Origin of the sequence: Pseudoduganella sp. SL102, from assembly GCF_027856995.1 — a bacterium.
In the GTDB taxonomy this organism is placed as follows: domain Bacteria; phylum Pseudomonadota; class Gammaproteobacteria; order Burkholderiales; family Burkholderiaceae_D; genus Rugamonas; species Rugamonas albidiflava.
The window spans coordinates 1,359,809-1,384,735 of sequence record NZ_CP115554.1 but is presented as its reverse complement, the minus strand read 5'-3'; the positions used below and the strand labels follow the sequence as shown (position 1 = coordinate 1,384,735).

At 66.5% G+C, this 24,927-nt stretch carries 22 protein-coding genes; 12 read left to right on the top strand and 10 right to left on the bottom strand.

The genetic code is table 11. The annotated features are described in order from the left end of the window. Positions 1–223 precede the first annotated feature (223 nt). The 5 genes from def to metH all read left to right on the top strand — a co-directional run bounded on the left by def (position 224) and on the right by metH (position 7,524). Positions 224–763, top strand: coding sequence for a peptide deformylase (gene def / locus OU994_RS05870; protein ID WP_131147746.1), 540 nt, complete (start codon positions 224–226; stop codon positions 761–763). A gap of 11 nt (positions 764–774) precedes the next feature. Then, positions 775–1,731 carry a methionyl-tRNA formyltransferase gene (gene fmt / locus OU994_RS05865; RefSeq protein WP_281609989.1) on the top strand — a complete coding sequence of 319 codons (957 nt, stop codon included), beginning with the start codon at positions 775–777 and terminating at the stop codon, positions 1,729–1,731. Between the two features lie 290 nt (positions 1,732–2,021). Continuing rightward, positions 2,022–2,636 (top strand): PEP-CTERM sorting domain-containing protein, encoded by a 615-nt coding sequence (locus OU994_RS05860; protein WP_281609988.1) that lies wholly within the window; start codon positions 2,022–2,024, stop codon positions 2,634–2,636. A gap of 120 nt (positions 2,637–2,756) precedes the next feature. After that, complete coding sequence (locus OU994_RS05855) at positions 2,757–3,482, top strand: PEP-CTERM sorting domain-containing protein (protein ID WP_281609987.1); 726 nt, start codon at positions 2,757–2,759, stop codon at positions 3,480–3,482. 271 nt (positions 3,483–3,753) lie between these two features. Next, complete coding sequence (gene metH / locus OU994_RS05850; RefSeq protein WP_281609986.1) at positions 3,754–7,524, top strand: methionine synthase; 3,771 nt, start codon at positions 3,754–3,756, stop codon at positions 7,522–7,524. A gap of 30 nt (positions 7,525–7,554) precedes the next feature. Here the strand turns inward: metH and OU994_RS05845 are convergent, their stop codons facing one another. The 10 genes from OU994_RS05845 to rsmB all read right to left on the bottom strand — a co-directional run bounded on the left by OU994_RS05845 (position 7,555) and on the right by rsmB (position 17,942). Next, positions 7,555–8,715 carry an ABC transporter permease gene (locus OU994_RS05845; protein WP_281609985.1) on the bottom strand — a complete coding sequence of 387 codons (1,161 nt, stop codon included), beginning with the start codon at positions 8,713–8,715 and terminating at the stop codon, positions 7,555–7,557. A gap of 7 nt (positions 8,716–8,722) precedes the next feature. Further along, positions 8,723–9,664 (bottom strand): ABC transporter ATP-binding protein, encoded by a 942-nt coding sequence (locus OU994_RS05840; RefSeq protein WP_281609984.1) that lies wholly within the window; start codon positions 9,662–9,664, stop codon positions 8,723–8,725. A 62-nt stretch (positions 9,665–9,726) separates the two neighbouring features. Further along, positions 9,727–11,025 carry an EAL and HDOD domain-containing protein gene (locus OU994_RS05835; RefSeq protein ID WP_281609983.1) on the bottom strand — a complete coding sequence of 433 codons (1,299 nt, stop codon included), beginning with the start codon at positions 11,023–11,025 and terminating at the stop codon, positions 9,727–9,729. Between the two features lie 25 nt (positions 11,026–11,050). After that, the gene (locus OU994_RS05830) at positions 11,051–11,857 is read right to left on the bottom strand and encodes a class II glutamine amidotransferase (protein ID WP_281609982.1); all 807 of its coding nucleotides are present in this window, start codon (positions 11,855–11,857) and stop codon (positions 11,051–11,053) included. Positions 11,858–11,969: 112 nt separating this feature from the next. Next, the gene (locus tag OU994_RS05825) at positions 11,970–12,227 is read right to left on the bottom strand and encodes a DUF3567 domain-containing protein (RefSeq protein ID WP_130186215.1); all 258 of its coding nucleotides are present in this window, start codon (positions 12,225–12,227) and stop codon (positions 11,970–11,972) included. Positions 12,228–12,338: 111 nt separating this feature from the next. Further along, positions 12,339–12,752: a GTPase gene (locus OU994_RS05820; RefSeq protein WP_281609981.1), complete on the bottom strand. Its 414-nt coding sequence runs from the start codon at positions 12,750–12,752 to the stop codon at positions 12,339–12,341. Between the two features lies 1 nt (position 12,753). Further along, positions 12,754–13,476 (bottom strand): response regulator, encoded by a 723-nt coding sequence (locus OU994_RS05815; protein ID WP_131147755.1) that lies wholly within the window; start codon positions 13,474–13,476, stop codon positions 12,754–12,756. An 81-nt stretch (positions 13,477–13,557) separates the two neighbouring features. After that, positions 13,558–15,852: a PAS domain-containing sensor histidine kinase gene (locus tag OU994_RS05810; protein WP_131147756.1), complete on the bottom strand. Its 2,295-nt coding sequence runs from the start codon at positions 15,850–15,852 to the stop codon at positions 13,558–13,560. Then, on the bottom strand, positions 15,853–16,392 hold the full coding sequence (locus OU994_RS05805) for a DUF4390 domain-containing protein (RefSeq protein WP_307722075.1): 540 nt from the start codon (positions 16,390–16,392) through the stop codon (positions 15,853–15,855). A 206-nt stretch (positions 16,393–16,598) separates the two neighbouring features. Next, complete coding sequence (gene rsmB / locus OU994_RS05800; RefSeq protein ID WP_281611588.1) at positions 16,599–17,942, bottom strand: 16S rRNA (cytosine(967)-C(5))-methyltransferase RsmB; 1,344 nt, start codon at positions 17,940–17,942, stop codon at positions 16,599–16,601. A 667-nt stretch (positions 17,943–18,609) separates the two neighbouring features. Here rsmB and argS point away from each other — a divergent pair. From argS to OU994_RS05765, 7 genes are read left to right on the top strand one after another with little or no spacing between them, the layout of a single operon-like run. Then, complete coding sequence (gene argS / locus OU994_RS05795; RefSeq protein ID WP_281609980.1) at positions 18,610–20,322, top strand: arginine--tRNA ligase; 1,713 nt, start codon at positions 18,610–18,612, stop codon at positions 20,320–20,322. A gap of 26 nt (positions 20,323–20,348) precedes the next feature. Continuing rightward, entirely contained in the window at positions 20,349–21,032 is a 684-nt protein-coding gene (locus tag OU994_RS05790) for an SPOR domain-containing protein (protein ID WP_281609979.1), read from the top strand. A 10-nt stretch (positions 21,033–21,042) separates the two neighbouring features. Beyond that, on the top strand, positions 21,043–21,726 hold the full coding sequence (locus OU994_RS05785) for a thiol:disulfide interchange protein DsbA/DsbL (RefSeq protein ID WP_131147759.1): 684 nt from the start codon (positions 21,043–21,045) through the stop codon (positions 21,724–21,726). Further along, positions 21,726–22,544, top strand: coding sequence for an SDR family oxidoreductase (locus OU994_RS05780; RefSeq protein ID WP_281609978.1), 819 nt, complete (start codon positions 21,726–21,728; stop codon positions 22,542–22,544). The genes OU994_RS05785 and OU994_RS05780 overlap by 1 nt, the downstream gene beginning before the upstream one ends. After that, a complete protein-coding gene (locus OU994_RS05775) occupies positions 22,541–23,338 on the top strand; it encodes a biotin--[acetyl-CoA-carboxylase] ligase (RefSeq protein WP_281609977.1) in 798 nt (265 codons plus the stop codon). Before OU994_RS05780 ends, OU994_RS05775 begins: the two co-directional genes overlap by 4 nt. Continuing rightward, on the top strand, positions 23,335–24,114 hold the full coding sequence (locus tag OU994_RS05770) for a type III pantothenate kinase (protein ID WP_281609976.1): 780 nt from the start codon (positions 23,335–23,337) through the stop codon (positions 24,112–24,114). The genes OU994_RS05775 and OU994_RS05770 overlap by 4 nt, the downstream gene beginning before the upstream one ends. After that, positions 24,101–24,814 (top strand): SPOR domain-containing protein, encoded by a 714-nt coding sequence (locus OU994_RS05765; protein WP_281609975.1) that lies wholly within the window; start codon positions 24,101–24,103, stop codon positions 24,812–24,814. Before OU994_RS05770 ends, OU994_RS05765 begins: the two co-directional genes overlap by 14 nt. Positions 24,815–24,927: the final 113 nt, after the last annotated feature.

Genomic DNA, 24,927 nt, shown 5'->3' with positions numbered 1-24,927 from the left:
GCTGCAATGCGCAATGGGCCATGGTTCAGGCGTTGCTTTGTTGCGGGGCCGAATCATGACCGAATCGATGAGGGCATTGTTAACGCTACCGATAACGGTATCCATAACGGCACCGATAACACTGCGGCGCCGGCTTTTTTGTTTTTATTGAACACCTGCGCTTTGAGTATCCCGCTTCCGGCATCCCGCTTTTAGCCCGCTTTAGCCTTTTACCAGATCACCCATGTCGAAACTGAACATCCTCCGCTATCCCGACCCGCGCCTGACCAAGGTTGCCAAGCCCGTCACCGTGTTCGACGAGCGCCTCGCGCGCCTCGTTGCCGACATGGCCGAGACCATGTACGACGCACCCGGCATTGGCCTGGCCGCCACGCAGGTCGACGTGCACGAGCGCGTGATCGTCATCGACATCAGCGAAACCAAGGACCAGCTGACCGTCTTCATCAACCCGGAAGTGCTGTGGGCCAGCGACGACAAGCAGGTCTACGACGAAGGCTGCCTGTCGGTACCCGGCATCTACGACGATGTCGAGCGCCCCGCCAAGGTCAAGGTGCGCGCCCAGAACGAAAAGGGCGAATTCTTCGAGGTCGACGCGGACGGCTTGCTGGCCGTGTGCATCCAGCATGAAATGGATCACCTGATGGGCAAGGTCTTCGTCGAATACCTGTCGCCGCTGAAGCGCAACCGCATCAAGACCAAGCTGCAGAAGGAAGAACGCGGCATGGAACGCGAGCGCCAGCTGCGCAGCGCCGCCCGCCGTTGACCGGGCGCCCGATGAAGGTCGTTTTCGCCGGCACTCCCGAGTTCGCAGCCGTGGCGCTGCGGGCCATCCATGCCGCGGGCATCGAGATCCCGCTGGTGCTGACGCAGCCGGACCGCCCGGCCGGGCGCGGCCTCCAGCTGCAGCCCTCGGCCGTCAAGCAGTATGCGGTGGCCCACGGCATTCCCGTGGCGCAGCCGCTGTCGTTGCGGATGGATGCCAAGGACCCGCAGCGCGCACAGGAGGCCCGGGAAGCGCATGAACTGCTGCTGGCCACGGACTATGACGCGATGGTGGTGGCCGCGTATGGCCTGATCCTGCCGCGCAGCACGCTCGACATCAAACCTTGCATCAATATCCACGGTTCGCTGCTGCCCCGCTGGCGTGGCGCCGCGCCCATCCATCGCGCGATCGAAGCGGGCGACCATGAAACGGGCGTCACCATCATGCAGATGGAAGAAGGCCTCGATACCGGCCCCATGCTGCTGATCGAACGCACGCCGATCGGCCCGCAGGACACCACGGCCATGCTGCACGACCGCCTGGCGGCCATGGGCGCAGAGATGGTGGTCAAGGTACTGCGCAAGATGGAACACGACGTGATCGAAGCCGTGCCCCAGCCGGAAGCGGGTGTCACCTATGCCGCCAAGATCGCCAAGGAAGAAGCGGCACTGGACTTTTCCCTGCCGGCGCGCGAAGTCGGCCGCAAGATCCGCGCCTTCAATCCGTTCCCCGGCGCCCATGGCGTGGTGAATGGCACCGTCATCAAGCTGTGGGGCGCCGAGCTGCTGGATGCGGACAGCACGGCCCCGGCCGGCCAGGTGCTGGCAGCGGATGCCCAGCACGGCATCGTGGTAGCCTGCGGCAGCGGCGCACTGCGCCTGACGCATCTGCAGAAGCCGGGCGGCAAACGCCTGCCGGCGGCGGAGTTCATCAAGGGCTTCGCGCTGGAAGGCCTGCGTTTCGAATGACGCATGCCGGGGCGGGGACTCCCCCGCCCCCTGGACGATATTCTGAACTGGCATCCTGTGCGCCATTTCCAGCCCGATTTAATTCCATTCTTTAATATATATTTCCAGTTAGAATCTTTTCGGATAAAGCTGATTGCTGGAGTTTCATTTGTTGCCATATGCCGACATTGATTTCGTTATCTTGGTTTTAACACTGCGTTGTATCGGTACAAACCCTGCGATTATTTGTTTCACCGCAATGCGGCGCCAGTTACCATGCATGCTCTTCATCGCCTTCGTCGAGCAGAATCATGTTTAAACCCCTTGTTTTCGCCACCTTGCTGGCCGCCAGCTGCGCCGTTCACGCAGTACCGGTATGGACGTTCTCGTACACGGGTTTTCTGGATGAGAATACCGGTATTTTTGCCAGTACTTACAAGCTGAAGGGCTCTTTTTCGGGCCGCGATGGAAACCACGATGGTTTTCTCGACAAGGATGAAATCAGCACCTTTATCCTGAATGGCGTCGATTACATTGGCTGCGCCGGTACCAGCAATGAATTTTATCGCTGCGGCACCGACAGCTTCAGCTTCCAGATCGGCAGCAAGAAGCTCGACTTTTCCGTCGGGGAAAACGGTGGAGATCCGGAGGGATATTTTGGTGGCGGGCATTATTTCGTCGCTGGTGACGGCGAATACGATTACCGTTACACGCCCGATTCCTATCTGACGAGCGCGTACCGGTGGACAGACCAGACCAGGTTCAATATCGGCAAGAGCAAAGGCGCGGGTAATAACCCCATGATGGCATCGGCCGTGCTTGCCGTACCGGAACCAGGCACCTGGGCCATGCTAGCTACCGGCTTGCTGCTGGTGGCTGGCGCGGCACGGCGCCGCGCCGGGACGGCGCAACCTGTCCGCAACTGACTTCCCTCCCCGTCTCCGGCGCCCGGCCCCCACTGCGGACGCCGGCCCGCCCAGGCGCCGCGGTGGGTGCCGGGGCCGGCCGCAAACACGACTGTTACACCCTCTCCCCTGCGCAACGGCATGCTGTTCCCCGGCGATGACAGCACCGGCACCGCTTGCGTTGTTTCGGCACAAACATGTCGATATTTTGTTTCGCCGCAAAGCCGGGCCAGTTACTATGTTTACTCCTCTTCACCTTTGTTGAGAAGTATCATGTTCAAGACGATTGCCCTTGCCACTTTGATGGCCGCCAGCTGCAGCGCTCACGCAGTAACGACGTGGAACTTCTCGTACACGGGTTTTCTGCATGAAAGCACTTCCTTTTTCGACGACGCGCGCGTGCTGCAAGGATCGTTCTCCGGCGACGATGCAAATGGTGACGGCTATGTGGGGAAAGACGAAATCACGTCCTTTTCCCTGAACGGCACGGAGTTTCTCGGCTGTGCAGGCGACAGTAATGAGTTCTACCAGTGCGGTACCGACACGTTCGAATACCAGATCGGTGGCGCGCTCGCGTTCTCCGCCGGCCAGCGTGGCGAAGATCCCTATGGCGGCATGTATAACGGCCACTATTACACGACTGGCGACCGTGAATTCGAATACCTGTTCACGCCTTTCGAAAGCTATCGCAACGATTACCTGTGGACGGAACAGACCCAGTTCGCCATCGACAAGGTCGCCGTGGGCGGCTCGCCCGTGATCGCCGTGCCGGAACCGGGCACCTGGGCCATGCTGGCCACCGGCCTGCTGCTGGTGACCGGCGCGGCACGGCGCCGCCGCCAGGCGGAACAGCCGATCCGAGGCTGACTTCCCCGCTTGCCTTCCGGCGCCCGGGCGCCACCGCGGCGCCGGTTCGTACCGGCGCCGGTCCACGGCAGCCAACGCGGCTGCCACGTCGTTCCTCCCCTGCGCAATTGCATGCCGATACCGGTGCCGGCAGCCACCGGCTGCCCGGCATGCGCCGCCGCGCGCCGGCATCATGGCGGATCCGCGGCCGCGTGCCGGCCGGGCCCTGGCGGGGCGGGAATGGCGCTTTGCCGTATAATCAGTACCCCCTTTCCGTTCCCGACCGATACCAATGAACCAGCCCGCGAACCGCCCCGCCTCCCAGACCGAAGCGCAACTGCGCGACATCCTGTCGCGCCGCATCATGTTCCTCGACGGTGCGATGGGCACGATCATCCAGCAATACAAGCTCGATGAAGCGGCGTATCGCGGCGAACGCTTCGCGGACTTCGCGGCGCCGGCCGGCAGTGGCGCGCGCGAGCTGTTCGTGAAGGGGAACAACGAATTGCTGAACCTGACGCAGCCGCACGTGATCCAGGAAATCCACGAGCGCTACCTGGCGGCCGGGGCCGACCTGATCGAAACCAACACCTTTGGCGCCACCGGCATCGCGCAGGACGACTACCACATGGCGCATCTGGTCTACGAGATGAACCTGCAGGCCGCGAAGCTGGCCCGCGCGGCGGTGGACAAGTACAGCACGCCGGACAAGCCGCGCTTCGTGGCCGGCGCGCTGGGCCCGACGCCGAAGACGGCATCGATCTCGCCGGACGTCAACGACCCGGCGGCCCGCAACATCACGTTCGACCAGCTGGTGACGTCGTACTACGAGCAGCTCGACGCACTGGTCGAGGGCGGCATCGACGTGGTGCTGGTGGAGACCATCTTCGATACGCTGAACTGCAAGGCCGCGCTGTTCGCCATCGACCAGTATTTCGACGACCACCCGGAGCAGGAGCGCCTGCCGCTGATGATCTCCGGCACCGTCACCGATGCGTCCGGCCGCATCCTGTCCGGCCAGACCGTGCCGGCCTTCTGGAATTCGGTGCGCCACGCGAAACCGCTGACCATCGGCCTGAACTGCGCGCTGGGCGCGGCACTGATGCGCCCCTATGCCGAAGAACTGTCGCAGATCGCCGATACCTTCGTGTGCATCTACCCGAACGCCGGCCTGCCCAACCCGATGAGCGACACCGGCTTCGACGAGCTGCCGGCCGACACCTCGGCCCTGCTGCGCGAATTCGCCGAGGCGGGCTTCATCAACATGGCCGGCGGCTGCTGCGGCACCACGCCGGACCATATCGCCGCCATCGTCGGCCTGCTGAAGGACATGAAGCCGCGCGCGCTGCCGCGCATCCCCGTGGCGCAGCGCCTGTCCGGCCTGGAGCCGTTCACGATCGACGACGACTCGCTGTTCGTCAACGTGGGCGAGCGCACCAACGTCACCGGCTCGAAGGCGTTCGCGCGCATGATCCTGAACGAGCAGTACGACGAGGCCCTGTCCGTGGCGCGCCAGCAGGTGGAGAACGGCGCCCAGGTCATCGACATCAACATGGACGAGGCCATGCTCGATTCGCAGGCCGCCATGACGCGCTTCCTGAACCTGATCGCTTCCGAGCCGGACATCTCGCGCGTGCCGATCATGATCGACTCGTCGAAATGGTCGGTCATCGAGGCTGGCCTGAAGTGCGTGCAGGGCAAGTCCATCGTCAACTCGATCTCGATGAAGGAAGGCGAGGCGGAGTTCATCCGCCAGGCGCGCCTGTGCCGCCGCTACGGCGCCGCGGTGATCGTGATGGCCTTCGATGAAACGGGCCAGGCCGATACCTTCGAGCGCAAGATCGAGATCTGCGAGCGGGCCTACAAGGTGCTGACCGAAAAAGTGGGCTTCCCGGCCGAGGACATCATCTTCGATCCGAACATCTTCGCGGTCGCCACCGGTATCGAGGAACACAACAACTACGCGGTGGACTTCATCAACGCCACGCGCTGGATCAAGGACAACCTGCCGCACGCGAAGATCTCGGGCGGGGTGTCGAACGTATCGTTCTCGTTCCGCGGCAACGACCCGGCGCGCGAAGCGATCCACACCGTGTTCCTGTACCACGCCATCAAGGCCGGCATGACGATGGGCATCGTCAACGCCGGCATGGTGGGCGTGTACGACGACCTGCCGGCCGAACTGCGCGAACGCGTGGAAGACGTGGTGCTGAACCGCCGCCCCGATGCGACCGAGCGGATGATCGAATTCGCCGGCACGCTGAAGGCCGGCGGCAAGCAACAGGAAGCCAACCTGGAGTGGCGCGAGGGGCCGGTGGAAAAGCGCCTGGCGCACGCGCTGGTGCATGGCATCACGCAATGGATTACCGAGGATACCGAGGAAATGCGCCTGCAGGTCCTCAACGGCGGCGGCCGCCCGATCAACGTGATCGAGGGCCCGCTGATGGATGGCATGAACATCGTCGGCGACCTGTTCGGCCAGGGCAAGATGTTCCTGCCGCAGGTGGTGAAGTCGGCGCGCGTGATGAAGCAGGCCGTGGCCCACCTGATCCCCTACATCGAGGAAGAAAAGCTGGCCGAGGAAAAGCGCACCGGCATCGTCGCGAAACCGAAGGGCAAGATCGTCATCGCCACCGTCAAGGGCGACGTGCACGACATCGGCAAGAACATCGTCTCGGTGGTCCTGCAATGCAATAACTTCGAAGTGGTGAACATGGGCGTGATGGTGCCCGCTTCCGAGATCCTGGCGCGTGCCAAGGTGGAAAATGCCGACATCATCGGCCTTTCCGGCCTGATCACGCCGTCGCTCGAAGAGATGGCGCACGTGGCCAAGGAAATGCAGCGCGACGAGCACTTCCGCATGCTGAAGATCCCGCTGCTGATCGGCGGCGCCACCACCAGCCGCGCCCACACGGCGGTGAAGATCGCCCACAACTACGACGGCCCGGTGGTGTACGTGCCGGATGCCTCGCGTTCCGTCTCGGTGGCGCAGTCGCTGCTGACGCCGGACGCACGCGATCGCTATGTGGAAGAACTGGAAACCGACTATGCGCGCATCCGCGAGCAGCATGCCAACAAGAAGGCGCTGCCGACCGTGACGCTGGCCGCCGCGCGCGCCAACAAGGCAAAGCTCCAGTTCGCGCCGGTGAAGCCGAAGTTCGTCGGCCGCCGCCTGTTCCGCAACGTCGACCTGGCCCTGCTGGCGCAGTACATCGACTGGGGCCCGTTCTTCCAGACCTGGGACCTGGCCGGCCCGTTCCCGGCGATCCTCACCGACGAAGTGGTCGGCGAAGCGGCCACCAAGGTCTTCGAGGAAGGCCAGGCGCTGCTCAAGCGCATCATCGAGGGCCGCTGGCTGACCGCCAACGGCACCGTCGCGCTGCTGCCCGCCAACAGCGTGAACGACGACGATATCGAGGTCTACACCGACGATACGCGCAGCGAAGTGGCGTTCACCTATTACGGCCTGCGCCAGCAGGGCGTGAAGCCGGTGATCGACGGCGTGCAGCGCCCGAACCAGTGCCTGGCCGACTTCATCGCGCCGAAGGCTTCCGGCGTGAAGGACTACCTCGGCATGTTCGCCGTCACGGCCGGCCTGGGCATCGAGAAGTACGAAAAGCGCTTCGAGGATGCGCACGACGATTACTCGTCGATCATGCTGAAGGCGCTGGCCGACCGCCTGGCCGAAGCGTTCGCCGAATACCTGCACGAGCGCGTGCGCAAGGACCTGTGGGGCTACGCCGCGGACGAGCGGCTGACCAACGAGCAGATGATCCGCGAAGAGTACGCGGGTATCCGCCCCGCCCCCGGTTATCCGGCCTGCCCGGAGCACACGGTGAAGGCCGACCTGTTCCGCGTGACCGGCGCCGAGGAGATCGGCATGGAATTGACGGAATCGTTCGCCATGTTCCCCGGCGCCGCCGTGGCGGGCTTCTATTTCGCCCATCCGCAATCGAAGTACTTCACGGTCGGGAAGATCAACGAAGACCAGCTGGCCGACATGGCGCAGCGCCGCGGCGTGCCGAAGGCGCAGCTGGAAAGCTGGCTGGCGCCGAACCTGTAAGCGACTGGCAGGCCGGTCGACCGCCGGCCGTCAGGCCTCTCGTGCCTGTACGCTGAAGCGCCATGCCGCCAGCGCACCGAACAGCGCGGCGAACGCCAGCTGCACGCCGGCGCAGTGCAGCGCGGCGTCGATGCCCAGGCCGCGCCACGTCACGGCATCGAGGCCGTCGATCGCCCAGCGGGCCGGCACGACCAGCGAGGCCTGCTGCAGCCATTCGGGGAAAATGAACGACGGCACCCACGCGCCGCCCAGCATCACGATCATCAGCGTGGCGAACGTGGCGATGCCGCGCGTCGCTTCCGGCGTGCGGCCCAGTGCGGCAACGAGGAGGCCGAACGTGGCTGTCATCAGCGCAAAGCCCAGCGTGACGAGCACGAAGCCGGCCGGGTTGGAGATCGTGACGCCGAACAGCACGACGGCACACAGGAAGATCGCCACCAGCAGGGCCGCCGCGATGAGCGTGCCGGACAACAGCCGCGACAGCAGGATCTGCCATTGCGTGACGGGCGCGGCCAGCAGGCGGCTCCAGATCCCGCTGCGCCGCGCCGTCAGCAGGCCGATGCCCCAGTCCACCCCCATGAACAGGATGAACTGCACGCCCATGCCGGCGAACGAGTGGGCGTAAGCATCGTAGGCCGGACCGGCGCTGACAGCCTCGTCGCGCATGAAGAACGGCATCCCGGCACCGGCCGGGAGCGCCGCCCCCAGGCCGGAGGCACGGGCAATCATCCCGGCATTCGCGTGCTGCATGGCGTGATGCGTCACCAGCCCTTTCACCATCGCCAGCACGGCCCCTTGCGAAGGATCGAACAGCAGCGGCAGCATGGGCGCCGGGGCCGTGCCGGTCAGCGCGCCGACCGCCGCGCCGCCGAATCCCGGCGGGATCACCACGGCCACGGTGGCCTTGCCGGCGACTACCCGGTCGCGCGCGGCGGCGAGCGGCAACACCTGCACGCGCAGGTTCGGATCGGCCTGCAGGCTGGCCACGAGGTTCGCAGCAAGGCCCGAGTCATCCTGCTGCACGACGGCGACATCGATCCTGCCGGTCTTGCCGTTGCCGGTGCCGCCGAACAGCGAGCCGAAGAACGCCGCCACGATGACGGGGACCAGCAGGTGGATCGCCAGCGCGCGGCGGTCGTTGAGGTAGAGGAGCAGGTCCTTGCGGACCAGGGCGAGAATGGCGGTCATCATCGCTCCTTCAGTCGCGCAGCGAGCGGCCGGTGAGATCGAGGAAGACCTCTTCGAGACGTGCGCGGGCGGTGGCGAAATGCACCGGCACCTGCCCCCGGTCGCGCAGCCAGTCGAGCACGGCGATGGCCTGCGTGCTGTCCTGCAGGCGCACGTCCCACGCCGAACCTTCGCCAAGCAAGCCTGCCACGCCGGGCAACCGGGCCAGCTCGCCGGCCAGCTCGCCGGACAGCGGCTCCGCCAGGTCGACGTGCAGCGCGGCGCGTGCCGGAAGGCGCGCGTACAGCGCCGCCGGACTCTCGTCGGCCAGCACCCTGCCATGGTCGATGATGACGATATGGTCGGCCAGCCGCTCCACCTCTTCCATGTAGTGGCTGGTATAGACGAGCGCCGTGCCGGCGCGCTGCAGTGCCGCCAGCGTGTCGAAGATGGCATTGCGGCTTTGCGGGTCGACGCCCACCGTCGGTTCGTCGAGGATCAGCAACGCCGGCTCGTGCAGCAGCGCGGCGGCGATGTTCAGGCGCCGCTTCATGCCGCCGGAGAAGGTGGCGGGCCTGTCGCGCGCCCGGTCGGCCAGGCCCACGAGTTCCAGCACGGCCGCGCAACGCGCCGCCAGCGCGGCGTTCTTCAAGCCGTACAGCGCACCGAAAAGTTTCAGGTTCTCGACCGCCGGCAGGTCGTCATACAGCGCCAGGTCCTGCGGCACCAGGCCGATCCGGCGCCGCGTATCGTGGTGGCGCGTGCCGGCGGGCTGGCCATCGAGCAGCACTTCGCCGGCATCGGCATCGAGGATGCCGGCAATGATGCCGACGGTCGTCGATTTGCCGGCGCCGTTCGGTCCCAGCAGGCCCACCGTCTGGCCGCGCCGCACGTGGAACGACACGCCATCCACCGCGCGCCGCTTGCCATAGGACTTGGCCAGGTCACGCACCTCCAGCAATACTTCCCGCATCGTTCTCCTCAATTGAAAACGGCACCGCGCCGCGATGCCGTCCGCTGGCCGTGCCGTCCCGGTCAGATCGCGTAGCGCACCACGTTGTCGCTCCACACGTAGGCGGACATTTCCAGCTCCACCAGTTCTTCGGTGGACATCTCGAGGTCGCGCAGGGCCGGCATGATGGCATGTTCCATGTCCTCGATGCGTTCGATACATTCGGCCAGCTTGAGCAGCTCGCCGAAGAAGCCGGTGCGGTACACGAGCGCTTCGGCCACTTCGTCGCTGACCGCGATCTGTGTCAGCAGTTCGGCCATCGGGATCGAGAACAGCGTATCCATCAGCGACATGATACCCACCGTGAAGGCGATGTCCGCGACATGGCGGTGCGCCGGCCGCAGCTTGTGGGCCAGCAGTTCCAGCAGCCGGCCGCGGGTGGTGGCCAGCATCAGCAGCGGCGTCTGGCTGCCGCCGCGCTTGCCCGGTTCGGCGTACAGCATGATCTGTAGCCAGCGCTGCAACTGGCGGCGGCCCAGGATCGTCACGGCCTGGCTCAGCGAATCGATGCGCTGGCGCGCGCCCACCGCCGGCGTGTTCACCAGGCGCAGCAGGTTCATCGCCAGCGATGCGTCGCGCTTGATCGCCCGTTCGATCTCGATATTGTCGGCATCCGACACCACCAGCGTCATCAGCTCCATCACGGCCAGCTGCGAGGGCGACAGCTTCTTGCCGCTCATGATGGCGGGCCGGGCGAAGTAATAACCCTGGAAATAATCCACGCCCAGGTCCAGGCAGGTGGCGTATTCCTCGCGGGTTTCCACCTTTTCCGCGACCAGTTGCTTGCCGTCGCCCTTCAGGCGGGCCGCCAGCGCGGCCAGCGCATCGGCGCCCGTGCCGCTTTGCCAGCCGCGCATGCTCAGCTTGACGAACTGCGTCATCGGCAGCATCGCCTGCAATTGCGGGCTGTCGCCGCGCACGTCGTCGAGCGCGAACTGGAAGCCATGGCTGGCCAGGTCGGCCATGCGCGCCAGCACGGCGGGCGTGGGCTGCAGCGTCTCGACGATTTCCAGCACGATTTTTTCACGGGGCAGGAAGCCGAAGATATCGCTGTTCAGCGCCTGCTCGTCGACGTTGACGAAGCCGAGTCCATCGCCGATGACCTTTTCCACGCCCAGCTGCGATGCATGGGCGATCACGGCGGCGGTGGCGGACAGTTCGCTGGTATCGATCTGCGCCGGCCCGACCGGGCCGTTACGGAACAGCAGTTCATAGCCGAACAGCGCGCCGTTGCGGTCGAGGATGGGCTGGCGGCCGAGGTAGAACTCGCGCACGCGCAGTGAGGACAGGGCAGATGAGCTTGTGCCGGACAGGTCGATCATGGGAAAACGTTCTCTCTATTTTTTATTATTCTGACATTCCCGGCGCCGCTGGGGGCGGAAATATGTTTTTCTGAGGTAATCCGTCCACAAAACACTGCATTTCCCCAGGGGCGCATGCCGTCCAGCGCTCGTTCGTCGTCAGCGGCTGCGTGACGATGATGGCGACGCGATCGTGCGGCGTGGTCACCTGCGAAAAGTCCACCCGCACGTCGTCGTCGGACAGGATGGCCGTGTCGAACGGGTGCTGGCGCACCAGCCAGAACAGGTTGGTCGAGCAATGGGAAAACAGCGCCGAGCCATCGGACAGCATCATGTTGAAGGTGCCGTGGGCGGCGATGCGCGGTACCAGCTCGCCCAGCGCCGCGCCGAGTTCGGCAAGTGCCGGGCGGGTGTCGCCGAAGCGGCTGCGCAACTCCTGCAACAGCCAGCAGAAAGCTCGTTCGCTGTCGGTGGTGCCGACCGGGCGGTAGGGGCCGTCCAGCACGGGATTGAACGCCTTCAGGTCGCCGTTATGGGCGAACACCCAGTAGCGGCCCCACAGTTCGCGCATGAACGGATGGCAATTCTCCAGCGCCACCTCGCCTTGCGTGGCCTTGCGGATATGGGCGATGACGTTGCGGGACTTGATCGGGTAAGTCTTGATCAGCGTGGCCACCGGCGAATCGACGGCCCTCTGGTGATCGACGAAGTGGCGCACGCCGGCGCCCTCGAAGAAGGCGATGCCCCAGCCATCGTGGTGGACATCGGTACGGCCGCCGCGCAGCGCGAAGCCGGTAAAGCTGAACACAATGTCGGTCGGCACATTGCAGTTCATTCCCAGGAGTTGGCACATGGTATGACGTGGTAAGGTATTGCCGACCGTCACCTTACCACAGGTGCGCCACTGGAGATCCGGGCGCCGGATGTGTGTTGCGAATGGGTGCCGATGTTCAATGCAGCAGAACTTAATGCAGTAAGACAGGCTGACTCATCAGCGAGTCATAGTTGCCGAGGAATTCGTCGATTTCCTCCATCGTGGGTTCGTTGGCGATCAACTGGTTCACGTCGCGCCGGAAGTTTTGCGCCAGTACGCCGGCAATGAAGATTTCGCGCTTGCCGCCCTTGTCGACGATTTCATAGCCGCCGAAGCGCAAGGATTCGAGATCGCGATCCGGTCCGAACTCGACGACGCTGTACTGCTCGCTGTTGTAGATGAGGTTCATATCGCTTCCTTCTCTCAAGGACGAAACCGGCGGGTTCCGTATTGTTGGGCTTTCCATTTCACTTTCGAGGTGGGGCTGTGGCAGCCCATTTCAAGAGGCGAGCCGGCGAAGTCAGGAAGCAACGGCAGGTGCCGCGACATCGTCGCAGAGGGACAGCAGCGTATCGTAGGGCGGCGCCGACAACATCGCGCGCAACTGTCCGACATGGGTGGCATCAGCCAGGCTGATATAAAGCTGCGCCGGCGGGCGCCGCAAGAGACGATTCAATGTAACACGCAATACCACGTTACCGGCGCAGCATAGGCAGCCGGGGGCAATGCGGTGCACTTGCACGCCGGGCGCATCGGCAAGCGGGGAAAGCGGATCCGCCAGGCCCTCGATGATGACGGCCACCGGCGCGTCGGACTGAGCGCCGGCCGGGGATGGCGCGCCTGTTCCGGTTACGGGCAGGCGCGCCGCGATCGCGCTTTCACGATCGAGGGCGCGCCTGCCGGTCACCAGCGTGGCGATGACGGGAGACGGCAAATCAGACTTGCTGGTTTTTCTTGGCGAGCTTGCCCGGCTCGACACCCAGCTGCTTCAGCTTGCGGTACAGGTGGGTGCGTTCCAGGCCGGTCTTCTCGGCCACGCGCGTCATGCTGCCGCCTTCGCGGCCCAGGTGGTGCTCGAAGTACATGCGCTCGAACGCATCGCGCGCCTCGCGCAGCGGCAAGTCGAACGACAGGCTGAACATGTGGCCTTCGCCACCGCTGCCGCGCGCCACGGCAATGCCGTGCGCGCCCTGCGGCGGCAGGGGCGGCACGCCGAAGCTGGGTGGCGCCGCTTCCTCGACGGGCGGCAAGGCGGCCGGGCGCTGCGCCATCACGGGCGCGCGCACCACTTCCTGGCCGCGCGCCAGGCCGGCCTGCACCGCCTTCAGCAGCTTTTGCATTGCAATCGGCTTTTCCAGGAAATTCAGGGCGCCGATGCGGGTGGCCTCGACCGCGGTATCGATCGTCGCGTGGCCGGACATCATGATGACGGGCATCGTCAGCAGGCCGTCGCGCTGCCATTCCTTCAGCAGCGTGACGCCGTCCGTATCCGGCATCCAGATGTCGAGCAGGACCAGGTCCGGGGCCCCGGCTGCGCGGGCCTGGCGGGCTTGCTGGGCGTTCTCCGCCAGCGTTACCGCATGCCCTTCGTCACCGAGGATTTCCGAGAGCAGCTCCCGGATACCCATTTCATCATCAACTACGAGAATGTTTGCCATCTATCCCTGCCCTTCTGTTCTTTTGCACCGGTTGCCCGGCATTGTGCTGGTCGTGACAACGATTTTATGTGTCCTTCACTATTATGCCAACTGCACCGGTGCCAACTTTAACAGCAAAATCAGTACCGAAGCGCCACAACCGTCCGGATGGTTCTGGATGTCGATCCGCCCGCCATGCTCGTCGATGATTTTCTTGACCATGGCCAGCCCCAGTCCGGTGCCGCGCGCTTTCGACGTCACGTACGGCTCGAATGCCCGGGCCAGGATTTTCGGCGCGAAGCCGGGTCCATTGTCCGAGATCGACAGGCGCACCGCGATGCGGGTGCCGCCGTCGGCGCTCTGGTAATGGATCGCCTCGGTGACCACGTCCACGCGCGGCGCGCGGCTGCCGTCGGCCACCTCGGGCAGGTCGGCCAGCGCGTCCTGGGCGTTCTGCAGCAGGTTATGGATCACCTGCCGCAACTGCGTCTCGTCGCCCATCACCATCGGCAGGTACGGCGCCAGGTGCGGCCGGATGATGTCGTTGCCGTCGCCGGCCACGTACAGGTGCAGGATTTCCTCGACCAGGTCGTTCAGGTCGAGCGGCTCGAGCTGGGCCGGCGGCGTGCGCGCATAGTCGCGGAAGTCGTCGACCATGCGCTTCATCGCCGCCACCTGGTTGACGATCGTGCCGGCGCTCTTGTTGAGCAATTCCACGTCGGCCGGCCCCAGCTTGCTTTCCAGCTTCATCTGCAGCCGTTCGGCCGACAGCTGGATCGGCGTCAGCGGGTTCTTGATCTCGTGCGCCAGCCGGCGCGCCACCTCGCCCCAGGCGATCGAGCGCTGCGCCGAGATCACGTCGGTGATGTCGTCGAACACCACGATGTAGCCGCCGCCGCCTTCCAGCGGCAGGCGCGAGCCCCGTGTCAGCAGGATCAGGTCGCTGTCGTCCGGATTGCTGGCCAGGCGCGGGATCTCGATCTGGCGCTGCCAGTGCAGGCGCTGCACATTGCGCCCGGCGGCCGACTGCGCGCTCTGGGCGGAGAACGCGGCAATCACGGCGCCGGCGAATTCATGCATGCCATCCACGTCGGCCAGCGGCTTGCCGATCAGCGTCACGCCGGCCTTCTGCAGGATCCGCTCGACCGAGTCGTTGCAGGTCACCAGCCGGAATTCCGAATCCAGCACCATCACCCCGGCCGACATGTTGGCCAGCACCGATTCCAGGTGGGCCTTGGCGTTCTGCAGCGCGATGCGGTTGCGTTCCACGGCGCTGCGCGCCTCGGAGAGCTGGCGCGTCATCGTGTTGAAGCTCTGGGTCAGCGTGCCCAGTTCGTCGGAACTGGCCACGATCGGGCGCGGCGAGAGGTCGCCCTCCGCCACCGCGCGGGTACCTTCGGCCAGCAGCAGCAGCGGCTGCGCCAGGTCGTTGGCGATGAGGAAGGCGGCGGCGATCGCGCCGAACACGGCCAGCAGCAGCGTCAGCGTCAGCGTGTAGATGTACATGTTGCGCAGGCCGCGGCGGGCCACGTAGCGCTCCTTGTATTCGCTGTACGCGGTGCGCAGCATTTCGCCGTCGCTGGCCAGCTGCGGCGCGACGGCCTGGATGATCTGCAGGTAGCGCGGCGCGAGGCGCCCGCCGGAAGGCTGCACCGGGTCGGGCACCGGCATCAGCACGCGCAGGCGCAGCACGTTGTTGGGATCGGCCGGCGTGGCGACCGCGCGTTCGTCGCGCGCTTCGCTGCCGCCTTCGGGCACCGCGTACGGCGGCTCCTCCTGCGCCTTGGCCATCATGGCGGCGGTGGGCAGGTCGCCGGCCAGGTTGATGCGGCGTTCGCCGACGGCGGAGACGATCAGGCCGCCCTCGGCATCGACGATGATCGCGCTCTGCGTGCGCGGATGTTCCTTGACAAAGCGTGCCAGCGCCGAGGGCGCCGCGTAGAACGGCAGCGAAGCCAGCTCCTGGGCCGCCTTGTCCGCCTCGCCCTTCAGTTCCACCAGCGATGCGTCCAGCGCCGAGCGGCCAAGGTCCAGGCCCGCCTCCAGCGCTTCCTCGACGCGCACGTTGAACCACGAATCGATCGAATGCGACACGAACTGCACGGATACCAGGAAGATCACGAGCCCCGGCAGCACGCCGATGGCGGCGAACAGCATCACCAGCCGCGTCATCAGCCGCGAGCCGAACTTGCCGCTCTTGTAGCGCGAGTAGAGCCTGAACAGGGAGACGCCGACCAGCAGCAGCAGCGCGACGGCCACCGCCGCATTCAGGCCGAGCAGCCAGGAGTAATGGCGTTCGAAGAAACCGGAACTGTCGGAAGCGGATGCCAGCAGGAACAGCAGGATGCTGCACACGGCGCCTGCCACGACAAACAGATACCGCAAGGCCTTGGTCACTTACTCCGCCCTGTACTGGAAGGTTCTTTTTTGCGAAGCCAGGTTCCAGTCGCGGTTGTTGAAGGCGTTGACCTGGATCGGCTTGGGCAGGTAGTCGCGGTCCATGCCCATGCTGAGGGTGACGTTGTAGATTTCGCCCACCTTCAGCGCGCCGCGCGGCGCCACCACCCAGCGCGTGGGCCGGCGGATGAAGAACAGCGCATCTTCCAGCGAATCGAAATTCTGCCGCACGCTGCCCTCGATGCGCACGTGGTACTGGCGCGTCAGCACGTCGTACCACAGCTTGTGGGTGCGCCTGGCGGTGACGGCCTTCTCGTCGAACCAGTACCAGCGCGGCCGCGTGAACGTGATCTGCGTGGCGAAGTTCAGCGCCACGCCGTATTGCAGCGCGTCTTCGAGGCCGTGGTTCAGGTCGAACGAATACGCGGCGGACAGGCGGTAGCCCTCTTCCGCCGCTTCGATATAGGCCCGGGTGATTTCGACGCTTCCTTCGGCGGCACGGGCGGCCTGCGGCAGGGCGCAGGCCAGCATCAGCAGCATTTGCCAGCAGAGGAATCGAACGAATCGGGGGATCACTTGCGCTTGTATGTGGTTAGGGCCGAAAACAGGAGCCAGGAACTTGACGCAGCGGTGATGCAGCAAATGCACCCCGCTGGCTGGCCGGAATTGCTACGCATTCCCTGAAGTCATGCTTGTGCGGATTCATTAGTGAGGATTCATTAGTGCGGATTCATGTCTCCGCAACGTCATGCATCCTTCGCATCCTTCGCATCCTTCTGGAACAACGCGTAAAACAGTCCATCGTGATCCTGTTCGGCCCCGCCCGCGGGCAGTAGCTGACCGGGCGCATCGAGTCGCGTGGCGCGATTGCGCACCGCGAAAGCGGCCGCCTGCGCCTCGGATTCCTGCGGCCACAACGAACATGTCACGAACAGCAATTTACCATTGGGCCGCAGCATCTGCCAAAGATTGTCGAGAATTTGCGCGGAAAGTGTTGCAAGTTGGAGCGTATCGCCCTTGCGGCGCAGCCAGCGGATATCCGGGTGGCGGCGCACGATGCCGGACGCCGTGCACGGCACGTCGGCCAGGATGCGGTCGAACGGTTCGCCGTCCCACCAGTCGCTGCCCTGCGCCCCGGCCGCCAGCAGCGTGGCCGACAGTTCGAGGCGGTCGAGGTTTTCCCGCACGCGGGCCAGGCGCTGCGTATCGACGTCCAGCGCGGTGACATCGGCTTCGGCCAGTTCGAGGATATGCCCCGTCTTGCCGCCCGGGGCGGCGCAGGCGTCCAGCACGCGCATGCCGTCCTGGACATCGAGCAGGTTCGCGGCAAGCTGGGCGGCCGCATCCTGCACCGACACGAGGCCGCTGTCGAAGCCGGGCACCAGGTGCACGCCCACCGGCTTGTCCAGCCGCACCGCGGAAGGGCCGATGCGGCGCGCGCCGATGCCGGCCTGCGCGAGCAACTCCAGGTAAGCCTCGACGCTACCCTTGCGGGTATTCACGCGCAGCGTCAGCGGCGGCGCCATGTTGCCCGCCGTGAGCACCTGCTCCCATTCCTGCGGATAGGCGGTGATGGCCGCGTCGATCCACCATTGCGGGTAGTTCCAGCGCGCCAGCGGCTGTTGCAGCACCTCGGCCAGCAGCGTGTCGCGTTCGCGCAGGAAGCGGCGCAGCAGCGCGTTGACCATGCCTTTCGCCCGCACCGTGTCCGGGTGGGCGCCGGCCGCGGTGACGGCCTGGTCGACAACGGTGAAGGCTTCGTACGGTGCAGGGCCATCCTCGCCCGCTCCCATCAGCGGCAGCGCGGCGGCCAGCAGCGCGCCGACCAGCGGATCGGGGGCCTTCGGCGCCATCGCGGCCACCAGCGCTTCGCTGCGGCCCAGCTGGCGCATCGCGCGGTAAGCCACGTCCTGGATCGCGCCGCGCGCCTGGGGCGTGGTGGCGGGATTGGCGAACGCGCCGGCCAGCGCCTGCGGCAGCGCCATGCCGCCGCGCACCTGGACCACGGCGGTGGCCGCGCCCAGCAGGGCGAAGGCCAGCGAATCGGACTTCAGCTCGGCCTGGAATTCAGTCTGCAGCCGAGGCTTCAGGTCGCGATGGTGGCTGGCGCGCGGGCCCGGCGGCGCCTCGGCGCGGGCGCGGGCCGGTGCATGGCCGCGTTGCTCATCCCTGCCCTGCTCGTCCGCACGGGCTGCCGCCTGGCGCGCGCCGCCCTTGGGCCGCGTGGCCTCCCACGGGCTGGCCGCGGGCCGCTGCGGAGCCGCCGGTGCCGCCGGCGCGGTGGGCGCGGCAGCAGGCCCGGTCCGCTTCACGGCATCCGGCTTGCCGGCCTGGCGGGCGACCGGATTCCCGGCGGCAGGCTTCCCGGCAGGCTTCCCGGCGGGTTTGCCGGCCGGCCGGGCCGCCCCGGTGGTGTTGGCGGCAGCCGGCTTGCGGGCAGCGGGCTTTTTCGTGGCCGGGGCTGGCTTGCTCTTCAGCGACAGCGTCGGGCGCTTGTTCATCGTGTTCTTTCGTGGTGCTCTGTCAAGGGCAGGATTGTAGCAGTGCGGCACTGGGCCGGCGCGCCACTTGCCCGCCTCTTGCCCGCCTCTTGCCCGCCTCTTGCCCAGCTCTTGCCCGCCGCTTGCCCCGCTCTTGCCCCGCTCTTGCCCAATTATCAAACGGGAACGCAAACCGGTATAATGTCCGATCTCCGAGACGCGTTCTGCGCGTTTTTTACACCGTTTTACTTCCGTCCAGATCCGACCGAATCCGCCCATGCTCGCCCAACAAAAACAACAGATCGCCGCCCTGTTCCAGGCCGCCCTCGCCCCGCTCCTGGAAGGCACTTCCGTGACCGCCAACGTGGTGCTCGAGCGCCCGCGCGACCCGGCGCATGGCGACGTTGCCTGCAATATCGCCATGCAGCTGGCGAAGCAGCTGAAAATGAACCCGCGCGAACTGGCCACGAAGATCGTCGGCGCGCTGCTGGAAAACCCCGACGGCAAGGGGCTGGTCGCCTCGGCCGACATCGCCGGCCCCGGCTTCATCAACCTGCGCGTGGCGGACGCCGCCAAGCAGGCCGTCGTCAAGACCGTGCTGGCGCAGGGCAACGGCTACGGCCGCGGCGAAGCCGGCACCGGCAAGAGCGTGATCATCGAGTTCGTGTCGGCCAACCCGACCGGCCCGCTGCACGTGGGCCATGGCCGCCAGGCGGCGCTGGGCGACGCGCTGTCGTCGCTGTTCGAGGCGCAGGGCTTCGGCGTGACCCGCGAGTTCTACTACAACGATGCCGGCGTGCAGATCCACACGCTGGCCACCTCGGTGCAGGCGCGCGCCCGCGGCTTCAAGCCGGGCGACGCCGAGTGGCCCGAATCGGCCTATAACGGCGACTACATCGCCGACATCGCCGCCGACTTCCTGCTGAAGAAAACGGTGTCGGCCAGCGATGGCGCCCCCGTCACCGGCTCCGGCGACGTGGAAGACCTGGAATCGATCCGCGCATTTGCCGTCACGTACCTGCGCAACGAGCAGGACATCGACCTGCAGGCATTCGGCGTCAAGTTCGACAACTATTACCTGGAATCGTCGCTGTACAAGGACGGCAAGGTGGAAGCGGCCGTGGGCGCGCTGGTGGCCAATGGCCACACGTACGAGGATGGCGGCGCGCTGTGGCTGCGCACCACCGACTACGGCGACGACAAGGACCGCGTGATGCGCAAGACCGACGGCACCTTCACGTATTTCGTGCCGGACGTGGCCTACCACATCGTCAAGTTCCAGCGCGGCTTCACGCAGGCGATCAACGTGCAGGGTTCCGACCACCACGGCACGATCGCCCGCGTGCGCGCCGGCCTGCAGGCGGTCGGCATGGACATCCCGCAAGGCTACCCCGACTACGTGCTGCACAAGATGGTCACCGTGATGAAGGATGGCGCCGAGGTGAAGATCTCCAAGCGCGCCGGCTCCTACGTGACCGTGCGCGACCTGATCGAATGGTCCGGCGGCGGCGACATCGCGCGCGGCCGCGACGCCGTGCGCTTCTTCCTCATCTCGCGCAAGGCTGACACGGAATTCGTCTTCGATGTCGACGTGGCGCTGAAGACTTCCGACGAGAACCCGGTCTACTACGTGCAGTACGCGCATGCGCGCATCTGCTCCGCGCTGGCCAACTGGGGCGGCGACGAAGCGCAGCTGGCCGGCGTCGACCTGTCGCTGCTGACCGCGCCGCACGAAGCCAGCCTGCTGGCCAAGCTGGCGGAATATCCGGAAATGCTGCAGCGCGCCCAGGCCGAGCTGGGCCCGCACCAGGTCGCGTTCTACCTGCGCGAGCTGGCCGGCGAGCTGCACAGCTATTACTTCGCCCACAAATGGCTGCTCGACGACGACGAGGCACTGAAGCTGGCCCGCCTGGCACTGGCGGTCGCCACCCGCCAGGTGCTGCGCAACGGCCTGGCCCTGATCGGCGTTTCCGCGCCGGAGAAAATGTAACCGGACCTGAAAGGACCTTCCGTACAATGAGTTTCCGCTCTTCCCCCCGGCTGCCCGTGCGCCAGCAGGGCAGCACGCTGGTCGGCATCATCATCGGCCTGGTCATCGGCCTGGTCATCGCGGTGATCGTGGCGCTGATGATCACCAAGGGGCAGTCCCCGTTCACCGAGCGCACGGCGCGCGCCAGCAAGCCGGCCGAATCGTCCGGCCAGATCGCCGATCCGAACAAGCCGATGTACGGCAACCGCGAAGCGGCGCGCAGCGCCAACCGCGACTTCGAGCGCGAGCAGAAGCCGCCGGCGCAGGAAGCGCAGCAGCCGGCACCCGCGGCCGATCCGCTGCAGGCCGTGGTGGACCGGATCCAGAACGGCGCGGAACCGAAGGCCGCCAACCCGGCGGCACCGGTGCCGCCGAACACGGCCGCGCCGCCGACCCAGTCGGCCGCCCCGGCCCCTTCCCCGGCGGGCGAGGACAAGTGGGTGTACTACCTGCAGGCAGGCGCCTACCGCGAAACGGCCGATGCCGAGGCGGTGCGCGCCAAGCTGGCGCTGCTGGGCTTCGAGGCGTCCGTCACGGACCGCACCACCGATTCCGGCGTGCTGCACCGTGTGCGCGTGGGCCCGTTCTCGCAGGTCGAGGCGATGAACAAGGTGCGCAGCAAGCTGTCCGAGAACGGCGTCGATGTCGCCGTGGTCCGCAACCAGAGATAAGGAATTCCCCATGCGCTTGATGAAGCAGATTCGCTCCGCCATCGTGCTGGCCGCGGTCGGCGTCACGTTTGCCGCCGGCGTGGCCGCATCGCCCGCCGCGCCGAAGGAAGGCGCCGAGTACACGGCCTTGCCGACGCCGCAGCCGACCGACACCGGCAAGAAGGTGGAAGTGATCGAATTCTTCGCCTACTGGTGCCCGCACTGCCAGACCTTCGATCCGATCCTGTCGGCCTGGGTGAAGAAACAGGGCGACAACATCGTCTTCAAGCGCGTGCACGTGCCCTACAACGACCGGCTGGCGCCGCAGCAGAAGCTGTACTACGCGCTCGAATCGCTCGGCCTGGCCGACGCGCTGCAGTCGAAGGTATTGGCCGCGCTGCGTGGCGGCAGCCACAGCTTCACCCGCGACGAGGAAGTATTCGACTGGGTCGCGCAGAACGGTGTCGACAAGCAGAAATTCATCGACACCTACCGCTCGTTCGGGGTGGCCGGCAAGGTGCGCCGCTCGTCCGCGCTGATGGAAAGCTACAAGGTCGAGTACTGGCCGCTGCTGGTCGTCGACGGCCGCTGGCAGGCTTCGCCGAGCCTGACGGGCAAGGCCAACGACAACCTCGCCACCGAGGCCGCGCAGCAGCAGGCCACCACGCAGGTGCTCGACTTCCTGGTCGCGAAGGCAAAGGCCGAGAAGAAGTAATGGCCGACGCACTGGCCACGGCGCTGGCCGCCGCGGGGCCGCGCGTGTTCATCACGGGCGCGTCCAGCGGCATCGGCGCCGCCCTGGCCGCCCGCTATGCGCGCGATGGCGCCACCCTCGGCCTGTTCGCCCGCCGCGAAAGCGCGCTGCGCGAACTGGCCGCATCCCTTCACCCCTCTGGTTCCGGCCTTTCCCGGCACCGCGTCTATCCCGGCGATGTCTGCGACCATGCGGCGCTCGCCGCCGCGGCAAGCGACTTCATCGCCCATGCCGGCGGCATCGACATCGTGATCGCCAACGCCGGCATCTCGCACGGCACGCTGACCGAAGTGCCGGAAGACTTGCCGGTGTTCGAAGCGATCATCGCCACCAACGTTACCGCCACGGTGGCCACCTTCGGCCCGTTCATCGAGGCGATGCGCGAACAGCGCCATGGCACGCTGGTCGGCATGGCCAGCGTGGCCGGGGTGCGCGGCCTGCCGGGCGGCGGCGGCTACAGCGCGTCGAAGGCGGCGGTGGTCACCTATTGCGAAGCGCTGCGGCTGGAAATGCGCCGCCACGGCATCCGCGTGGTGACGATCGCGCCCGGCTACATCGACACGCCGATGACGCGGCAGAACAAGTACCACATGCCGTTCCTGATGGCGCCGGAGCGCTTCGCCGACCGGGCGGTGCGGGCCATCGGCGGCGGTGTGCGCTACCGCGTGATCCCGTGGCAGATGGGCGTCGTGGCGAAGCTGCTGCGCTGGCTGCCGGACCCGCTGTATGATCTGGCCTTTGCCCGCGCGCCCCGCAAGGCGCGCAAGAGCGCACCATGACAGCCGCCATTCCCCTGCTGGACGCAGCGAAGATCCTCGCACGCTGCGCCGCCAGCGCATCCCATGTCGCCATCGAGGCGGTATCCGAAACCGGTTCCACCAATGCCGACCTGCTGGCCCGCCTGCCCGCGGGTACGCTGTCCCGCCCCGTGCTGCGGATCGCCGACGTGCAGACCGCCGGCCGCGGCCGCGCCGGCCGGCCCTGGCTGTCGGCACCTGGCGCATCGCTGACGTTTTCGCTGGCATGGCCGTTCAAGGGGCCGCTGCAGCGGCTGGCCGGCCTGCCGCTGGCGGTCGGCGTGGCGCTGGCGGAAACGGTGGCCTCGCTGGACGTGCCGGTGCAGCTGAAATGGCCGAACGACCTGATGAAGGATGGCGCCAAGCTGGCCGGCATCCTGGTGGAAACCGGCGCCGCACCCGACGGCGTGCCGTGGGCCGTGATCGGCTGCGGCATCAACCTGGCCATGCCGGACGACATGGAGGCGGCGATCGGCCGCGCCGTGTCGTCGGCACCCTGGCTGGCGCGAATGGACCGCAACGAACTGGTGGCCCTGCTGCTGTCGCGCCTCGCCGCCGTACTGGCCGAATTCGACGACACCGGCTTCGCGCCGTTCCGCGACCGGTGGAACGCGCTGCAGGCCTGGCGCGGCCAGCCGGTGAATATCCTCGACCAGGGCAATGTGGTGCACCAGGGTCTTGCCGCCGGCGTCGATGATGCCGGCCGGTTGCTGCTCGACACCTCGGCCGGACGCGTGGCCGTGCTGTCCGGCGACGTTTCGCTGAGGCTCGCATGACGGCCGGCGCCGCCACCTGGCTGGTGGTCGATGCCGGCAATACCCGCGTCAAGTGGGCGCTGGCCGATGCCGGTGCGCCAGCCGGACAATGGCGCCTGCACGGCGCGATGGCGCACGGGCTGCTCGATACGCTGGCCGGCGAATGGCAGGCGGCGCAGATCGTGCCGCAGCGCGTGCTGGTGGCCAACGTAGCCGGCGGCGGCGTGCGTGCGGCGATCGAAGGCGCCCTGCGCATCTGTGCGCCGCAGGCCGCCGTCGAATGGTTTGCCTCCGTGCCGTGGCGCGCCGGCATCCTGAACGGCTATGCCAATCCCGCGCAACTGGGCTGCGACCGCTTCGCCGCCGCGATCGGCGCGCGGGCGTTCGCGCCGGGGCAGGACCTGGTCATCGCCAACTGCGGCACGGCGACCACCGTCGATGCGGTCACGGCGGACGGTACCTTCATCGGCGGCATGATCCTGCCGGGATTGCGGCTGATGTCGGGCGCGCTGGCGCGCAACACGGCGCAATTGCCACAGATCGATGCCGGCACCGCATTGCCGCCCACGTTCGCCGGCAACACCCATGACGCCATCCTGTCGGGCTGCCTGGCGGCGCAAGCCGGCGCAATCGAGCGCGCGATTGCCGCGCATGGCGGCGCGCACTGTATCATCTCCGGCGGAGCCGCTCCGCTGATCGCCCCGGTACTCAATACGCCGGCGCGCCACGTGGACAATATCGTGATGCTCGGCCTGCACGCGGCACTGCTGGCCGGCGAAATGGATGAAACATGCTGAGTTCGCCATGCTGAAGTTCTGCTTTTTCGCGCTGCTGGCCGCGAACGTGGCGCTGTTCGCCGTGGGCCAGGGCTATGCGGGCAATGTCGCCGATGGCGAACGGGAACCCGGGCGGCTGGCCAGGCAGCTGAACACGAAGGCGCTGAAAATAATCCCGCCGGCGCAGGCCACTGCCGCGGCGGCCGCCGCCGCACCGCCCGAACCGCCCGGCCCGCCGCCGAAGGATGAAGCGGTGGCCGTGGCCTGCATCGAGATCGGCAATTTCATGCTTGCCGAGGCGCGCCGCTTCGAGGCCGAACTGGCGCCTCTGCAGCTGGGCGACCGCCAGTCGCGCCGCAACGTGCCGGGCCAGGAAGTGTCCAGCTACGTGGTGAACATCCCGCCGTTCGCCAATCGCGAAGCGGCCAACCGCAAGGCCGCCGACCTGCGCGCGAAAGGCGTCGACAACTTCTACATCATCCCCGACAACCAGCCGATGCGGCTGGCGATCTCGCTGGGCGTGTTCAAGCAGGAAGCCGCCGCGCAGACGCAGCTTGCCGCCCTGGTCAAGCAGGGTGTCACGGGCGTGCGCATCACTCCGCGCTACGCGCCATCGAAGCAGCTCGTGTTCCAGTTCCGCGACATCGGCACCACCACCCGCGCCCGGCTCGAAAAGATCGCCGCCGGATTCAAGGCACAGCAACTCCGCAGGTGCCAGTGAAATAGCAAGCACGGCCCAAGCGCTCAACTGTGGTTAGAACCCCACAAAAGCTGTTGTAAAAGTCAGGGGGACTGTCCCCGCCGTGGGGACTGTCCCTGCCTTGGGGACTGTCC

Excerpts from the sequence above, each read along its gene's own strand:
- OU994_RS05770 (WP_281609976.1), top strand. The coding sequence starts at position 23,335 with ATGACGGCCGGCGCCGCCACCTGGCTGGTGGTCGATGCCGGCAATACC.
- fmt (WP_281609989.1), top strand. The coding sequence starts at position 775 with ATGAAGGTCGTTTTCGCCGGCACTCCCGAGTTCGCAGCCGTGGCGCTG.
- OU994_RS05845 (WP_281609985.1), bottom strand. The coding sequence starts at position 8,715 with ATGATGACCGCCATTCTCGCCCTGGTCCGCAAGGACCTGCTCCTCTAC.
- argS (WP_281609980.1), top strand. The coding sequence starts at position 18,610 with ATGCTCGCCCAACAAAAACAACAGATCGCCGCCCTGTTCCAGGCCGCC.
- metH (WP_281609986.1), top strand. The coding sequence starts at position 3,754 with ATGAACCAGCCCGCGAACCGCCCCGCCTCCCAGACCGAAGCGCAACTG.
- OU994_RS05775 (WP_281609977.1), top strand. The coding sequence starts at position 22,541 with ATGACAGCCGCCATTCCCCTGCTGGACGCAGCGAAGATCCTCGCACGC.
- OU994_RS05825 (WP_130186215.1), bottom strand. The coding sequence starts at position 12,227 with ATGAACCTCATCTACAACAGCGAGCAGTACAGCGTCGTCGAGTTCGGA.
- OU994_RS05785 (WP_131147759.1), top strand. The coding sequence starts at position 21,043 with ATGCGCTTGATGAAGCAGATTCGCTCCGCCATCGTGCTGGCCGCGGTC.
- OU994_RS05835 (WP_281609983.1), bottom strand. The coding sequence starts at position 11,025 with ATGATCGACCTGTCCGGCACAAGCTCATCTGCCCTGTCCTCACTGCGC.
- OU994_RS05765 (WP_281609975.1), top strand. The coding sequence starts at position 24,101 with ATGAAACATGCTGAGTTCGCCATGCTGAAGTTCTGCTTTTTCGCGCTG.
- OU994_RS05840 (WP_281609984.1), bottom strand. The coding sequence starts at position 9,664 with ATGCGGGAAGTATTGCTGGAGGTGCGTGACCTGGCCAAGTCCTATGGC.
- OU994_RS05855 (WP_281609987.1), top strand. The coding sequence starts at position 2,757 with ATGCTGTTCCCCGGCGATGACAGCACCGGCACCGCTTGCGTTGTTTCG.
- def (WP_131147746.1), top strand. The coding sequence starts at position 224 with ATGTCGAAACTGAACATCCTCCGCTATCCCGACCCGCGCCTGACCAAG.
- OU994_RS05805 (WP_307722075.1), bottom strand. The coding sequence starts at position 16,392 with ATGCTGCTGATGCTGGCCTGCGCCCTGCCGCAGGCCGCCCGTGCCGCC.
- OU994_RS05815 (WP_131147755.1), bottom strand. The coding sequence starts at position 13,476 with ATGGCAAACATTCTCGTAGTTGATGATGAAATGGGTATCCGGGAGCTG.
- OU994_RS05790 (WP_281609979.1), top strand. The coding sequence starts at position 20,349 with ATGAGTTTCCGCTCTTCCCCCCGGCTGCCCGTGCGCCAGCAGGGCAGC.
- OU994_RS05860 (WP_281609988.1), top strand. The coding sequence starts at position 2,022 with ATGTTTAAACCCCTTGTTTTCGCCACCTTGCTGGCCGCCAGCTGCGCC.
- OU994_RS05830 (WP_281609982.1), bottom strand. The coding sequence starts at position 11,857 with ATGTGCCAACTCCTGGGAATGAACTGCAATGTGCCGACCGACATTGTG.
- OU994_RS05780 (WP_281609978.1), top strand. The coding sequence starts at position 21,726 with ATGGCCGACGCACTGGCCACGGCGCTGGCCGCCGCGGGGCCGCGCGTG.